The 14757-nt window shown below is 54.6% G+C and carries 12 protein-coding genes and 1 rRNA gene; 8 read left to right on the top strand and 5 right to left on the bottom strand.

From position 1 onward, the window contains the following. Window positions 1-104: 104 nt before the first annotated feature. A 16S ribosomal RNA gene (locus AB1L30_RS03895) occupies window positions 105-1612 on the bottom strand. Window positions 1613-2278: 666 nt separating this feature from the next. On the opposite strand from AB1L30_RS03895, the gene AB1L30_RS03900 reads away from it, so the two are divergent. From AB1L30_RS03900 to AB1L30_RS03910, 3 genes are all read left to right on the top strand, one after another. Then, the gene (locus tag AB1L30_RS03900; RefSeq protein WP_367012081.1) at window positions 2279-2653 is read left to right on the top strand and encodes a thioredoxin family protein; all 375 of its coding nucleotides are present in this window, start codon (window positions 2279-2281) and stop codon (window positions 2651-2653) included. A 171-nt stretch (window positions 2654-2824) separates the two neighbouring features. Continuing rightward, window positions 2825-3289 carry a DUF2314 domain-containing protein gene (locus AB1L30_RS03905; protein WP_367012083.1) on the top strand — a complete coding sequence of 155 codons (465 nt, stop codon included), beginning with the start codon at window positions 2825-2827 and terminating at the stop codon, window positions 3287-3289. Window positions 3290-3368: 79 nt separating this feature from the next. Further along, the gene (locus AB1L30_RS03910) at window positions 3369-4352 is read left to right on the top strand and encodes a sugar phosphate isomerase/epimerase family protein (protein ID WP_367012085.1); all 984 of its coding nucleotides are present in this window, start codon (window positions 3369-3371) and stop codon (window positions 4350-4352) included. A 108-nt stretch (window positions 4353-4460) separates the two neighbouring features. Here the strand turns inward: AB1L30_RS03910 and AB1L30_RS03915 are convergent, their stop codons facing one another. Then, window positions 4461-5657, bottom strand: coding sequence for a helix-turn-helix domain-containing protein (locus AB1L30_RS03915; RefSeq protein ID WP_367012086.1), 1197 nt, complete (start codon window positions 5655-5657; stop codon window positions 4461-4463). An 865-nt stretch (window positions 5658-6522) separates the two neighbouring features. Here AB1L30_RS03915 and AB1L30_RS03920 point away from each other — a divergent pair. Beyond that, window positions 6523-7452: a DUF1559 domain-containing protein gene (locus AB1L30_RS03920; protein ID WP_367012088.1), complete on the top strand. Its 930-nt coding sequence runs from the start codon at window positions 6523-6525 to the stop codon at window positions 7450-7452. 655 nt (window positions 7453-8107) lie between these two features. After that, on the top strand, window positions 8108-8599 hold the full coding sequence (locus AB1L30_RS03925) for a DUF423 domain-containing protein (protein WP_367012089.1): 492 nt from the start codon (window positions 8108-8110) through the stop codon (window positions 8597-8599). Window positions 8600-8705: 106 nt separating this feature from the next. Here the strand turns inward: AB1L30_RS03925 and AB1L30_RS03930 are convergent, their stop codons facing one another. Continuing rightward, window positions 8706-9323, bottom strand: a complete 618-nt coding sequence (locus AB1L30_RS03930) for a hypothetical protein (protein WP_367012090.1) — start codon at window positions 9321-9323, stop codon at window positions 8706-8708. A gap of 111 nt (window positions 9324-9434) precedes the next feature. Beyond that, window positions 9435-11300: a glutamine--fructose-6-phosphate transaminase (isomerizing) gene (glmS, locus tag AB1L30_RS03935; RefSeq protein WP_367012091.1), complete on the bottom strand. Its 1866-nt coding sequence runs from the start codon at window positions 11298-11300 to the stop codon at window positions 9435-9437. 203 nt (window positions 11301-11503) lie between these two features. Between glmS and kdsB the strand changes: the two genes are divergently transcribed. From kdsB to AB1L30_RS03950, 3 genes are all read left to right on the top strand, one after another. Continuing rightward, on the top strand, window positions 11504-12277 hold the full coding sequence (kdsB, locus tag AB1L30_RS03940; protein ID WP_367012092.1) for a 3-deoxy-manno-octulosonate cytidylyltransferase: 774 nt from the start codon (window positions 11504-11506) through the stop codon (window positions 12275-12277). A gap of 184 nt (window positions 12278-12461) precedes the next feature. Beyond that, window positions 12462-14126: a CTP synthase gene (locus tag AB1L30_RS03945; RefSeq protein WP_367012093.1), complete on the top strand. Its 1665-nt coding sequence runs from the start codon at window positions 12462-12464 to the stop codon at window positions 14124-14126. Between the two features lie 67 nt (window positions 14127-14193). After that, window positions 14194-14511, top strand: a complete 318-nt coding sequence (locus tag AB1L30_RS03950) for a DUF1844 domain-containing protein (RefSeq protein WP_367012094.1) — start codon at window positions 14194-14196, stop codon at window positions 14509-14511. Between the two features lie 84 nt (window positions 14512-14595). Here AB1L30_RS03950 and AB1L30_RS03955 read toward each other — a convergent pair whose 3' ends face one another. Beyond that, window positions 14596-14727 (bottom strand): hypothetical protein, encoded by a 132-nt coding sequence (locus AB1L30_RS03955; protein ID WP_345095013.1) that lies wholly within the window; start codon window positions 14725-14727, stop codon window positions 14596-14598. Between the last annotated feature and the right edge of the window lie 30 nt (window positions 14728-14757).

The following is a 14757-nucleotide window of genomic DNA, read 5'->3' on the forward strand; positions in this document are numbered from 1 at the left end:
TTTCAATATAAATAAGGTAGTGACTTGCTTGAGTGATCGGTGGTCGTCCCACTTTTGGGTTCGTTGGGTTCGTGAAAACCACTTGAACCAAAAGTTTTCCTTAGAAAGGAGGTGATCCAGCCGCAGGTTCCCCTACGGCTACCTTGTTACGACTTAGTCCCAATCGCGGAGTTCACGTTCGGCGCCTGCCTCCCGAAGGTTAGCTTAGCGACTTCGCGTGCACCCCACTTTCGTGGCTTGACGGGCGGTGTGTACAAGGCTCAGGAACATATTCACCGCGGTATGCTGACCCGCGATTACTAGCGATTCCGGCTTCATGCAGGCGAGTTGCAGCCTGCAATCCGAACTGAGCAACACTTTTTGGGATTTGCTCACTCTCACGAGTTGGCTTCCCTTTGTATGTTGCATTGTAGGACGTGTGCAGCCCTAGTCATAAAGGCCATGAGGACTTGACGTCATCCCCACCTTCCTCCGGTTTAACACCGGCGGTCTCTCTAGAGTCCCCGACATTACTCGCTGGCAACTAGAGATAAGGGTTTCGCTCGTTAAGGGACTTAACCCGACATCTCACGACACGAGCTGACGACAGCCATGCAGCACCTGTGCAAAAGCTCTCCGAAGAGCACTTTCCCCTTTCAGGGAAATTCTTAAGCATGTCAAGACTAGGATAAGGTTCTTCGCGTAGCCTCGAATTAAGCCACATCCTCCACCGCTTGTGTGAGCCCCCGTCAATTCTTTTGAGTTTCAGCCTTGCGACCATACTCCCCAGGCGGAGCACTTAACACTTTCGCTACGACCGAGAAACTGTGGGAGGTCCCTCGATCCAGTGCTCATCGTTTACAGCTAGGACTACCGGGGTATCTAATCCCGTTCGCTCCCCTAGCTTTCGTGCCTCAGCGTCAGAAGAGACCCAGTGAGCCGCCTTCGCCACCGGTGTTCCTGATGATATCAACGCATTTCACCGCTCCACCATCAGTTCCGCTCACCCCTATCTCCCTCAAGTCATGCAGTTTCAAACGCAGTTCCACGGTTGAGCCGTGGGATTTCACATCTGACTTGCGTGACCGCCTACGCACCCTTTAAGCCCAGTAATTCCGAATAACGTTTGGTCGGTTCGTCTTACCGCGGCTGCTGGCACGAACTTAGCCCGACCTTCCTCTGAGGTTTGGTCAAAATTTCCTTCCCTCTGACAGCGGTTTACAACCCGAAGGCCTTCATCCCGCACGCGGCATCGCTCGGTCAGACTTGCGTCCATTGCCGAAGATTCTCGACTGCAGCCACCCGTAGGTGTCTGGGCAGTGTCTCAGTCCCAGTGAGACGGGCCACGCTCTCACGCCCGCTAACCATCGTCGCCTTGGTAAGCCATTACCTTACCAACTAGCTAATAGTGAGCAGACCCATCTCCAGGCGCCGGAGCTTTGATCCGTAGATGTTATTGGGCATTACCGCCAGTTTCCCGACGCTATTCCCAGCCTGGAGGTAGGTATCTACCTGTTACTCTCCCTTTCGCCGCTGTCCCCTTAGAAGCAAGCTTCCTTGGTTCTCGCTCGACTTGCATGCCTAATCCATGCCGCCAACGTTCATTCTGAGCCAGGATCAAACCCTTCAATTAAATATTTGCTTAACTCCAAGGCCGAAGCCTCAAAGTGTGTTAGCAAGTTAAAATCGACAGTGCTTGAACTAGCTACTAGTTTAAAAAAGAAATTGAACTAGTTTGAGTTCAAATAATGATCGCTTTCTTCAGCCAGCAAGCTGGCCTCCAAAAGCACAACCACCTTCGTTCTCAAACAGAGGTCACTACCAAATTGTCAAAGATCGTTTTGAGTGCTTTCACACTCGCAAAAGCGTTTTGCTTTTGTCCCTGCGAGCGATGTTGCCCAACTGGGAAGAGAGAAATGTACCAGATCAGGACCGGGCGTCAACGGGCTCAGTGATTTCCACGACGGAATTTCGTGGAAAGAACCATTTAACACGGGAAAACACGGGCGAAATGATTTTGGAATTCTTCCCCAGGAATGTCTCGGAAGGCCCTTTTGGCTCTTCGATCGGTCGTGATCGCGGGTGATTTTGGTGGTCGAAATCGCACTTCGCGGCGATACGAGGGGACGAGAAAGCACGTTTACGCCATGGTTCGGTTGTGCGGGATGTATGGGAGTGGGGAAGATTGACCAGCGGATTGGTCCAAGTTTCCACCAGGAAGGGGCGGTCGGCTCTCTCGGATAAGCTTTACTGGATCATAGAGATGTAATTTCGGACTGCGCTTGGGGGAGAGAAGGTAATGCAAAAAGCAGTCGTGGTGGGCGTGGCAATCCTCTGCTTCATTGCCCCGGTGATTCTTACGGTGGCCAGCTACTCAGGCGGGCCGGTGGATGATCCCAACGTTCAGCCCCGCGATCTTCCTGGAAAGATCCTGTTTTTCAGTGCCAACTGGTGCCCTGCGTGTCGTCATGCTGATCCGGCCTACCAGGAACTCCGAAATGCGGGCTACCCGATTCGGAAAGTCGATGTCGACTCGAATCCAACACTGGCCCAGCAATATGGGATCAGCAGCATTCCGCAATTTGTATATGTCGTCGACGGGATGGAGAAGCGACGAATCAGCGGAAGCACCTCGGCGTCGCGGCTCAAGCGAATGTATCGAGGCGGTTGGTAATAGCAGGCCGAGGCCTGAGTGACGCTCGATCTTGGCTGAGCGTCAGCAAAAAGCCCATTTCTAGTGCGTAATATTATACGCGGAATCAATTGCGAGCCTCCGACGGGGCCTCTATGCTGAATTTCCAGATCAGTGCTGCTGGTTTGACGTCTTTTCAGGAGTTGTTCCTTCGTGCATATCTGTCGCTTGGGATTGTGGTTTGGGTTCGTGCTTGCCGTTGCTGGCTGTGGTTCGCAGTCGGATTCGGCTTATACGGAATACGATGAAGCAGAAATGCAGGCCGCGATTGCTCAGGCGAAATCGTCGGTCAATCAGTTCATCGATACGCTACACAGCGGCAATGGCGAGAACTTCTCCGTCAAAGTCGCGATTCAAGATGGCGACGAAGTCGAGCACATGTGGTTATCGAATGTGAAATATGCCGACGGCAAATTCACCGGCACCATCGACAATGCCCCCGACATGATCAGCAACGTGCAGATGGGCCAACAATGGACGGTGCCCAAAAACGAGATCTCGGATTGGATGTTTATTCGAGATCGCAAAATGCATGGCAACTTCACGATTCGCCCATTGCTGAAGACATTTCCTGAGGACGAAGCGGCGCAGTTTCGTGCCATTCTCGCCGAGCCTTAAGTCCTGAATCGAACGCATTTCATCGGAAATTCGAGTTCCTTTTCACACGTTTACTCATCTCTGACCGGTAGGAATTCTCATGGCCTTTTCTGATTCGATCGCAAGTCGTCGAGGTTTTTTGTCTGCTGCTGCGGCAGCCGCATCGTTGATTCCCTTGAGCCAGGCTTGTGGTGCGGACGAATCCAAGCCTACGGAAGAAAACGGAGCTCGCAAGACTTCGCCAATCATCCTTTCGACCTACTCGTTGTGGCGATTCCATAACGAAGAGTTCCGCGACTTTCACAAGTGCATCGACATTGCCGATGAGTTTGGTTTCGATGGGGTCGAACTGCTGCTGTATCAATTGGAACAGAACGAATTGATCAGCCACTCGCAGATGATGTCGTATAAACGGCACGCTTTGCGATTGGGATTGCCCCTGGTCGGCCTGTCGACGCACCAAGGCTTTGTGACGCCTGACCGAGAAGAACGCCAGTTTAATATTGACCGGACGATTGGGCAGATCGAGATTGCGTACGAACTCGGAATTCCGGTGATGCGAGTGAACACCGGGCGTTGGGGAACGTCAGGCAGCTTCGACATCCTGATGGAAAACCGCGGAATCGAAAAGCCACTGGAAGGTTACACCGACGAAGATGGCTACCCATGGGTGATCGAGGCACTCGAGAAATGCTTGCCGACGGCTGAAAAGTGCGGCGTTGTTCTCGCCTTGGAAAACCACTGGGGGCTGGGGCTGACTCCGGAGGGCATCCTGAGAATCGTGAACGCAGTCGACTCGCCTTGGCTGCAGATCTGCACCGATACCGGCAACTTTCTGGAAGATCCGTACTCGCGTCTGGAAAAGATTGCTCCCAAGACCGTCTTTGTTCAGGCCAAGACCTATTACGGTGGTGGTCAATGGTACTCGCTCGATCTCGATTACCCGCGAATTGGGGAGATCCTGCGGAAGCATGACTACCGCGGTTACATCTCGCTCGAATTCGAAGGGATGGAAGACTATAAGACAGCTCTTCCACAGAGCCTGGCCTTGCTGCGTAAAGCGTTCACGCGAAGTTACAGCTAACCCGATGGGCAGATCACGAATGCGAATCGGCCTGAAGTCGAGAGATTTCAGGCCGTTTTCATGCGCTTTGGGAAACGAGCAGACGAGGAGAAGCTAACTCTCCGTAAACTAGGCTTCGCTCTGCTTGGCGGTGCTGCGATATTCATTCGGCGTTTGCCCGACTTCGCGGCGGAAGAAGTTGACGAAGTTGGCAGGCTCGGGGAAGCCACATAGTTCGGCTACTTTCGTAACGCTATGGTCCGAGTTCACCAGCATTTGCTTCGCTTGCTGCACGCGGATTGCTCGGATCTTTTTGCCTGGCGTAATGCCGTATTCCTGTTGGAAGCGGCGATTAAGCGTGTTTCTCGAGACTCCCAGGCGTCTGGCCAATTCGTCGACGTTGATTCCCTGGCAGGCCTCACGTTCGATGATCCGATTAACCTGAGCGACGACGGCATCTTTGACTAACTCGAAGCGGAACGTATCCCGTTCGATGAAATCCAGTCGTACCTGCTGCACCTGGGGGAATTCGCCATCTGGCGTTTCCAGACGCTGCCGGACCATGTTAAAGGCCTGGCGTCCGATCATCTGGCCGTGGATCTCAATCGAGGAGATCGCTGGCGAGGCGACCTTGCTAACCGTGAAGTTGCCGAAACCCATGACTGCCACGTCCTGGGGGATTCGGTACTCAAGGTCGCGGGCAACCCGGCACAAAAGGGCCGCCAGGTAATCGTCGTCGCAGAAGATCGCTGCCGGCTGGGGCAGTTCTTGCAGGAAGGTGATAATCTCGGCTTCCCGGGCAGGCTGGAACATCCGCTGACGTTCTTCGCTCGGCAGGCCAGGGGCAATAAAGAACTGCGTCGAAATATTCTGTTCGTTGAGACGCTTGGTGATCGTGTTCAGCCAATTGATCTTGAATGGATCATTTCCGAGATTGTGAGAAACAATCGCAGCGTGTTCTCGCCCCAGAGCGGTAAATTTCTCAACCAAGTCGTCCTGCAAGGCGTCCCAATCGAACGCGATGGAAGGAACTCCCTCGCGGATCCAGTTGCTGCCGCAGTTCACCACGGGGATGCCCATCTCAAGCAGTCGACGAGCCCAGGGGGAACCGCTGTAGGCCCAAATGATGGCTCCGTCGAACTCTAGACCGCTGAAATCATGGTCAAAATCGGGGTGAGTGTCGTCGTAGGGCCATTCGAGGATCGAGATATGAGGAAAATCAGCAGCGCCCATGGCAGCACCCGCCGTGATGCGCGCGGATTGCTCGTGTCCCCGGGGCAGGAACAAGGCAATAGTCTTGGTGACCAAGTTAGAGTGGTCAATCATCCGCTGACGCTCCGCATCCGGCTTTTTCGTCATGCAACAAATTGAAAATCACAAATAACGAAATTCGCAATGCTTCGTAATTCACCAGAATACACAATCGTACTTCGTATTCTACTCATCACGTATGAAGATCGCTGCCTTCTGCCAAATTCTGATCCCTACAAACGCTCCTCAGACGGGTTCTCAGGTGAACGTACCGTGGGGTTCTCTTTTTCTATCAGAATCTGACAACCGAATCCAAATGTCAATCGCGAGAAAGAGGGGGATTGCCTTGAACCCTGCTTTGCGTGGGAAATCGCTCCGTTGAGTCTGCTTCAGCGCGAGTCTTCTGCTTTTTGATGGTCTGCGGAAACCCGCACCCACCTTCGGCTATGCGGGCATTGCCTGTTGGGTGGCATGGGCTGTTGCTCGTCGCGATGCCGCTGAATTCTTGGTTGGCGTGTGACCCGGCCGAAATCTTTCCACAACACTTCCTGGTAAGCTGTTGCATTCCGCCTATGGAAGTCGTAGTTTGTTCCATGAAAGGTCTTGAAGAATACTTATCGTACTAATGAATAGTCATTTGGCTCTGCAGAGGGGCGAAGTGAGCAAAGCGTTACCGGAAAACCCGCAGTTGGCCTGCGGAACTCCTCCGAATTGATAACGTTTGCAACAAATTGAAAACTTACAAAAACGGAATTGGCAATGCATTATTGATGGATGCAGTCACAATAGTGCCTGATCGCCCACCCCAATTCATGCAACATGTGGGTCTTGCGGTAGCCTATCCCCCAGGATGCAGTCGATTCCCTACCGGCTTCGATTCGACTCCAGGTCTTCCGCCACCTTCCATCATCTTTCTTACTATGTCCTGGAGTGGATCAAAATGTCGTTGTCGAAGTCAAAGGGATTTACGCTCGTCGAACTGCTGGTGGTTATCGCCATCATTGGCGTTCTGATTGCCCTGTTGCTGCCAGCCGTGCAGCAAGCCCGCGAAGCCGCCCGTCGTATCCAGTGCACCAACAACCTGAAGCAGTTGGGTCTGGCAATGCACAATTATCACGATACCTATGGCTCGTTTCCTTACGGCCAATACAACACACAGCAGAGTGAGAACACCTCGGAGAACCCGAATCGATCAACCTGGTTTGTGGCGACGTTACCTTTTGTCGAGCAATCAGCCATGTACGACACGATTCAGCCACTGATGAGCACATCTGCTGCGAACACTTGGCCAGAAAACGTTCGTAAGACCGTGGTGGAAGGTTTTGTTTGCCCATCCGATCCAAACGGTGGAAAGATCGGCAACGACGGTTTTCAGGGGAACTATGTCGGCAATGCCAATGATAATGTGCTGAATCAGGCAGTGGCCGCGGAATCTAGCGCAATGGGTGGCTTGTTCTTCGTGAAGTCGAAAATCGGACTGCGAGACATTACCGACGGGACGAGCAACACCTTGATGTTCGGTGAAATTCGTCAGAGCCCGCAAATCGAGTGCACGCTGGGCAACTACTGGAATGGCTGGGCGATGGAATCGATGTTTACCACCGTGTTTGGTGTGAACACTCCTTTAGGAGCCGCTCCTGATTTCGTTGCTGCTGGAACCGATGTTAAGAACCCATGGCGAGATACTCAGGGCATACCTTACGCCGACGAGAACACGATGACTTGCTTCGAGTTGCGAAGTGCTCATCCAGGTGGTGTCATGACGACTCGTGCTGATGGTTCTGTGACCTTCATCCCTGAAACGGTCAACACGAACACGCTGAAATATCTCTCCCGACGCGACGATGGGAAGGTGATCGGATCTCTCTAACGAGTTTCTGATTATCTCCGCGTCTAATTCATGGTGCACAACGTGGCATGCTCAGGAGCCTGCCACGACTCGCACTGGAATAAACGCATTCATTGGATCAGGCATCGTGGTAATCGATTCTTACCACGATGCTGCATTCCCATTCATTCCTTTTTTCGTCTTCTATCGGGGTGTATCGAAATGACTCGAGTTTCATTTTCACAGCTAGCCTGCTGCCTGTTGCTTTCGTTCTCTGTGCTACTGTCGGTTGGTTGTTCAAGTGAGCCCCACAAGCTCACCGTAACCGGAACCGTCACGCTTGATGGAACGCCAGTGCACGACGGAAGCGTTATCTTTTCCCCTGCAGACGGAAACGGCGTCGCAGAGAGCGGAAAAGTCATTGAAGGAAACTACGAACTTCAGTGTGTGCCTGGAGAAAAGAGTGTGAAAATCGCTGGATACACAGCGGAAAAAAAAGTAGTTCCAGTGTCATACGTTATGGATCCAGCTCAGTTGACCGCAAACGTCACAGAAGACACGCAACTCGATTTTGAATTGTCCTCAAAGTCTACGCGGCGGCGTCGATAACTGATGGATTCCCTTTCACGATCTTAGAGAGTCAATCCTCTGGGATTGGCCTCGAGCTTTCGCCGACGTTTCATTTGGATTTCTCGACATGTTTCAATTTAACCTGATCCTGGGGGCTTTCTTTGGGATCGTGCTGGTTGTCGGCGGTCCAATTGCCGAGCCATACGCCGCACAAAAATTTGCCACGGACCTCAAGGCAAAGGCGGTCGACATGCCGGGAGATATTGGCCCCGATGGACGTCCAGGAATGCCAGTCAAAGTCATCAGCGAGGTGGACCGGCAAGAGAGTGCTCAGCGTTGGGGGAAGTACCAGGATGGATTGCGATATTTGGCAATTCACGCGGTTGCCTTGACCGTACTGGGCTTGGTCTCTGGTGGACGTTGGGGACAAGTGCTCGGCGGCATTGGGTTCAGCCTGGGGACCCTGTTTTACGGTTGTGGTATAGCCTTCAGTGCTTTACTGAATATGCCCACCTTAGCCGTGTTTGCGCCGATGGGGGCGATCTTCCTGCTGATGGGCTGGATTGGCCTAATGCTGGCCGCTTTTCAGGTCCGAAGAACTCCTACCGCTGTGGCTTAAAGCCTAAGGCCCAGATTCGAATTAGAAAAAGAGGCTCCAGTAAAGTCGCCGGAGCCTCTTTTTCGTTCGAAGCATTGATTCTTAGGTTGTGGTGCCAGGCTGCTGCTTACAGCGGGCGAACGCTCGTCGTCGGAAATTTCACGCCCCCTGGGAAGTCAGGGAAAACGCGTTTGATCGGGACCTGTTTCAGAAACTCGGCGTTGGCAAATCGCCACTGGGTCTGATCCTTCTCTTTGCAGCCCACCAGGTAGTTGTTGATATCGATTCGGCCCAGGTCGCTGTCGATGACCCCGTGCATGGCGATGACCACGAAGTGATGCTGGTCCGATTCCACGAAGGTGGGAGGATCTGGGAAGTCGAGCGTTTCCAGTCGGGCATTGTTTTGCCGGCCAACCTCAACCACTTGCTGCACCGCCTGGCGATGTTTCGCTGCCCCGCCGACGATCTCGACGCAGCGTGGATGTGTCAGTGCGAGGCCCGTTTCGATATTCCCTTCAAAACCGCATCGTTCCAGCTTCTCGACTTCCTGCTTCACACGCTCGACGTCTTGCCAGTTGTTATCGATGTTGGCCGTGGGAACTCTGGGGGCGGGGCTGCTAGATGGCGAAGCGGCCGCAGGGGCAGGGCTAGACGAAGTGGGTTGCAACTCGATGAGAGGTTCGCCTTCACAGCCGGTGAGGTAGACCGCGCATACGGCGACCAGGATCAGCTTAGAGAGGTGCATGAGATTCGAGACCTTGATGGGATGGTGGGGTAGGGACGAGTGCCCGCCAATGGTGGGGCAGGGCAGTTTTACACCACTCGGTCATCAAGTTCCAGCATCAACGGCCGAAAGTTATTCGACCGTCACGCTCTTGGCCAGGTTGCGTGGCTTGTCGACGTCGCAGCCACGAAGCAGGGCAATGTGATAGGCAATGAACTGCAGCGGAATGACCGAAACGATCGGCTGCAGGAATTCTTCTACGGTCGGGATCCGGATCACGTCGTCGGCGTAGTTGTCGATCTCGTGATCGTCTTCGCTGGCAATCGCAATGACGGGACCACCTCGCGCTTTGATCTCTTGGAGGTTGCTCATCACTTTGTCGTAAACCACGCCCTGCGGCATGATGAAGACGCTTGGCGTGTTCTCGTCGACCAGGGCGATCGGCCCATGTTTCAGTTCGGCCGCTGGATAGCCTTCGGCGTGGATGTAGCTGATTTCCTTTAGCTTCAAAGCACCTTCCAGGGCCGTAGGGAAGTTGAAATAGCGGCCAAGGTACAGGAAGTTGTTGGCCGACTGGTATTTCTCGGCGACCTTTTGGGCCTGCTCTTGGGTGTTCAGTGCGGTGCGAACGGCATCGGGCAGGGCCTGCATCGCGCGAATGATCCGATATCCCTGGTCGAAGCTCAGGTGATTCAATCTTCCGAAATAAAGCCCCAGCATTGCCAGCACGGCCAGCTGCGAGGTGTATGCCTTGGTCGAAGCGACGCCAACCTCAGGGCCGGCATGCAGGTAAATCCCACCGTTGGCTTCCTGGGCGATGCTGCTGCCGACCACGTTGCAGATGGCGAGGGTCGGGTGTCCTTTGCGTTTCATCTCGCGAAGGGCAGCCAGCGTGTCGGCCGTTTCACCGCTTTGGGTAATCCCGAAAACGAGCGTTCGTCGCGGAACAGGCGGGTTTCGATAACGCAGTTCCGAAGCGTATTCAACTTCCACCGGAATGCGAGCCATCTCTTCGATCAGGTATTCACCCACCATCGCGGCATGCCAACTCGTGCCACACGCCGTCAGCAAGATACGGTCGACGCCACGAAGTTCCTGCGGAGTCAGATTCAGCCCGCCGAAGACTGCGGTGGCATTGTCGAGATTCAGGCGGCCGCGCATCGTATTTTCCAGCGACTGCGGCTGCTCGAAGATCTCTTTGAGCATGTAATGTTCGTACTCGCCCAGTTCCACATCGCCAGACGCGATCTCGAGTTTCTCGACGTTATGCGAAACCTCGCCCAGGTCGCGGTGAGCAATCTGGAGCGAATCGGCTTTCAGCAGAGCTACCTGATGATCGGTGAGGTAGACGATTTTGTCGGTATAGCCAACCAGGGGCGAAGCATCGCTGGCCAGGAAGTGGGCATCGTCGGAAACGCCAATCACCAGCGGGCTGCCAAGTCGAGCCGCGATAATCAGGTCTGGTCGACTACGAAAGAGCACGCCAACGCCGTAGGTGCCTTGCAGCTTGGCCAGAACTTTCTGCACCAGGCCAACCAAGGCATCGTCGGTCGGGGCTTTGCCTGGGGCGATCGAAAGCTGTTTGTAACCATCTTCCAGCATGTACGCGATCACTTCCGAATCGGTATCGCTGTGGAAGACATATCCTTTTTGCTGCAGGCGTGATTTGAGGGCCGCGTAGTTTTCGATCACGCCATTATGGACGATCACCACCTCGCCTTCAGGGCCGAGGTGGGGGTGGGCGTTGGCTTCGGTCGCGGCACCATGGGTGGCCCAACGGGTATGCCCGATCCCGGTCGTTCCTACCGGCATGTCATCGGCCAGGCGGTCTGCCAGCGAGTCGATTCGGCCGGCAGTTTTCACCACATGAAACTGCTGGTGGCGATCGACAGCGGCGATGCCGGCGCTGTCGTATCCGCGGTATTCGAGGCGACGCAGTCCTTCCAACAGGAAATCTGCCGCTCGAAGATCACCAACGTATCCGACAATACCACACATAACCGACGGTCCTTCCGCGAAATTCTTACCAATCCCGATAAGCTATCGAGCAGAAGGTTAGCAAAAGTGGGGGAGGCGGTGAAAGGCCTGTTAAACCAGTTCGCAAACTGGCCTTCTGACGGTCAGGCGAAAGTTCGTATGCTGTGGGCCTCGTGCCGGGAGGAAAGGCACGTTTTCGCCCCAGAAGCATTCCATCAAACACTATGAAACCAGCCCTCGCCCTTTCGCTGACCAGTCTTGTTGTCATTCCGGCTCGTTTGCATTCGACCCGTCTGCCGCAGAAGCTGCTGCTGGCCGAGACCGGCAAGCCATTGATTCAACATACCTACGAGGCGGCCTGTCAGGCTCAGGGAACCGATGGCGTCGTGGTGGCAACCGACCATGAATCGATCGAGTCGGCGGTGATTGGTTTTGGTGGCGATGCGGTGATGACCAGCGAGTCGTGTGCTAGCGGCACCGATCGTGTTGCTGAGATCGCCCAGGTCCGACCAGACATCGATATCTTCATTAACGTCCAAGGAGACGAGCCCGAGATTTCGGCGGAGGCGATCGAAACGGTGCGGTTCCTTTTGGAGACCAACCCAGACGTCTCGATGGCGACTCTGGCGACTCCGATTCGCTGCCTCGATAAGTTGCGGGATCCCGCCTGCGTGAAGGTTACTTTTGGGGAAAACGGCAGAGCCCTCTATTTCAGCCGAAGTCCTATTCCTTTTGTTCGGGATGGCTTCGAGGGGCAGATCGATGCCGAGCCCCCCGTGTTTTTTCAGCATTTGGGCATCTATGCCTACCGGCGTGACTTCCTGCTGAAGCTCGCCACCGCGCCACCTTCCCCCCTAGAGCAGTTAGAGAAGCTTGAGCAACTGCGGGTCCTGGAGATGGGAGAAACGATTCTGGTCGGTACGATCGCCGAGCCCAGCATCGGAATTGACACGCCAGCCGACTATGCGGCGTTTGTCAGAAAGATAGGCAATTGCTAGGATAGTGGTTTCACGCTAGCGGCGTCGCTTTGGTTTCCGTTAGGTATCGTTTAATCTCCGTTGGCCGGACGTTAAATGGGCTTAATGGCTTGGATTTTTATATCCAGAGTCGGCCGAGGTTTTTCGCCCTGGCATGTCCCTCTCTGCTCCGAAGCATGGACGGTCTAAGGGCCCACGCAACTTCATGGCAAAACATATTTTTGTTACCGGCGGTGTTGTCAGTTCACTAGGAAAAGGGTTGACCAGCGCGTCAGTCGGAATGCTCCTCGAGCAGCGCGGCCTGAAGGTCAAGATGCAGAAGCTTGACCCCTATATCAATGTCGACCCAGGGACCATGAGTCCCTATCAGCACGGCGAAGTTTATGTGCTGGACGACGGCAGCGAGACCGACCTCGATCTGGGGCACTACGAGCGATTCACCAACAGCCCGCTGACGCGCGACTCGAACTACACGACCGGACAGATCTACATGTCCGTGATCAACAAAGAGCGTCGCGGGGAGTTCCTCGGCAAGACCGTTCAGGTCATTCCGCACATCACCGACGAGATCAAGTCGGTCATCCGGAAGCTGGGGGATGACGATACCGATGTGATCATCACTGAAATCGGTGGTACCGTCGGTGATATCGAAAGCCAGCCATTCCTGGAAGCGATTCGTCAGTTCCCGCAGACCGTCGGTCGCGAAAACTGCTTGTTCATTCACCTCACGCTCGTGCCGTACTTGAAGGCGGCCGGCGAGCTGAAGACCAAGCCGACTCAGCACTCGGTCGGGCAGCTTCGCGAAATCGGTATCCAGCCAGACATCCTGATCTGCCGTACCGAGCGGAACCTGAGCCGTGACGATCGCGAAAAGATCGCTCTGTTCTGTAACGTTCCGATCGAAGCGGTGATCGAGGAAAAGGACAAGGACTTCTCGATCTATGAAGTGCCGATCAGTCTGCACGATAATAACCTGGACGATCTGATTGCCGGCAAGTTGGGCCTGCCCCAGGTATCGAGTGTCGATTTGACGCCATGGCAAGAGATTTTGCACACGCTGCGTTACCCGGACCACGAAATCAGTATCGCGGTCGTCGGTAAGTATGCCGAGCATAAAGATGCCTACAAGTCGATCTACGAAGCGATCGATCACGCCGGAATCCATCACAAGTCGCAGATCCGTATCGGGCGTATCCAAAGCGAAACGCTCGAAACGGAAGGTGCCGAGCGGATGCTGGCCGGTTTCGACGGGATTCTGGTCCCTGGCGGTTTCGGCGAACGTGGTATCGAAGGCAAAGTCGAAGCGATTCGCTACGCCCGTCAGCGTGGTATTCCGTTCCTGGGGATTTGCCTCGGGATGCAGTGTGCCGCGATCGAATTCGCCCGAAACGTCGTCAATCTGGAAGGTGCCCACTCGACCGAGTTCGATAAGCACACGCCACACCCGGTGATCTGTCTGCTGGACGAGCAGAAGAATATCACCGACAAGGGTGGCACGATGCGACTCGGCACGCAGCCATGTGCCCTGGAGCCTGGCAGCAAGGCGCACGATGCCTATGCGACCGAGGAGATCTCGGAACGTCATCGTCACCGCTACGAATTCAACAACGTCTATCGGGACCAGTTCCGTAGCAACGGCATGTCGTTTGCCGGCCTGAAGCCCGACAAGTCGTTGGTGGAGATTCTGGAAATCGACGAGCATCCTTGGTTCGTCGCGGTTCAGTTCCATCCGGAGTTCAAGAGCAAGCCGATCCAGGCTCATCCGCTCTTCGCGGGTTTCGTTGGCGCTGCGATCGCTCGCCGTCGCCGCGATGCCAAGAAGGAAGCTGCCGCCAGCGATAGTGCATCGCAACAAGCAGCCGACGCCTAATCTGCGCTTTCTCGCCGTTCCCAAGGCCCTCTCCCGATTCTGAGGAGAGGGATGCAAAGTTGATGCTATGAGCGAAGATCACGATTCGGAAAAGAAGATTGTCGAAGATCAGCCGGCCGAAGGTGGATCGCCGGAGCCGATGCCGCCGGCGGACTTCACGCTGCTGATTTCGATGCTCGCTACCCAGGCCTTCTCGGCTTTGGGCCTGATGCCAGATCCGGTGACTGGGCAAACGGCTCGTCACCCGGAAGTCGCCAAGCATATGATTGACTTGCTAGGGATGCTGGAAGCGAAGACGAAAGGGAATCTCGAACCGCATGAAAGTGCAGCCCTCGAGAGCATTCTGCATCAGATCCGAATGGCCTACGTCTCGGAAACGAAGTAGTTTCGCCAGCGATCGATCATCCGACAAAAAAAGAGCCAGGCCTGATGGGGCCTGGCTCTTTTCGTTTCGAATATTCGTTGCAACTTACCGTGGTGATTCCGGGGCCGACGTCATGTTGGGGTCGGTCGTGTCCGGGTTCTCCGGCTTATCGCTGCCACCGCAACCGATGAGGGTGCCGCAGCTAAAAAGAATGGCAATGATCATCCAGATTCGCATGAGAAAGTCTCCGTTGAAAAGCGAGGGTGT

The sequence above is a fragment of the Bremerella sp. JC817 genome (genome assembly GCF_040718835.1).
In the GTDB taxonomy this organism is placed as follows: Bacteria; Planctomycetota; Planctomycetia; order Pirellulales; family Pirellulaceae; genus Bremerella.

Bases quoted from the DNA above. Each gene is read 5' to 3' on its own strand.
- AB1L30_RS03945 (WP_367012093.1), top strand. From the start codon at position 12,462: ATGGCAAAACATATTTTTGTTACCGGCGGTGTTGTCAGTTCACTAGGA.
- kdsB (WP_367012092.1), top strand. From the start codon at position 11,504: ATGAAACCAGCCCTCGCCCTTTCGCTGACCAGTCTTGTTGTCATTCCG.
- AB1L30_RS03920 (WP_367012088.1), top strand. From the start codon at position 6,523: ATGTCGTTGTCGAAGTCAAAGGGATTTACGCTCGTCGAACTGCTGGTG.
- AB1L30_RS03930 (WP_367012090.1), bottom strand. From the start codon at position 9,323: ATGCACCTCTCTAAGCTGATCCTGGTCGCCGTATGCGCGGTCTACCTC.
- AB1L30_RS03950 (WP_367012094.1), top strand. From the start codon at position 14,194: ATGAGCGAAGATCACGATTCGGAAAAGAAGATTGTCGAAGATCAGCCG.
- AB1L30_RS03910 (WP_367012085.1), top strand. From the start codon at position 3,369: ATGGCCTTTTCTGATTCGATCGCAAGTCGTCGAGGTTTTTTGTCTGCT.
- AB1L30_RS03925 (WP_367012089.1), top strand. From the start codon at position 8,108: ATGTTTCAATTTAACCTGATCCTGGGGGCTTTCTTTGGGATCGTGCTG.
- AB1L30_RS03955 (WP_345095013.1), bottom strand. From the start codon at position 14,727: ATGCGAATCTGGATGATCATTGCCATTCTTTTTAGCTGCGGCACCCTC.
- glmS (WP_367012091.1), bottom strand. From the start codon at position 11,300: ATGTGTGGTATTGTCGGATACGTTGGTGATCTTCGAGCGGCAGATTTC.
- AB1L30_RS03915 (WP_367012086.1), bottom strand. From the start codon at position 5,657: ATGATTGACCACTCTAACTTGGTCACCAAGACTATTGCCTTGTTCCTG.
- AB1L30_RS03900 (WP_367012081.1), top strand. From the start codon at position 2,279: ATGCAAAAAGCAGTCGTGGTGGGCGTGGCAATCCTCTGCTTCATTGCC.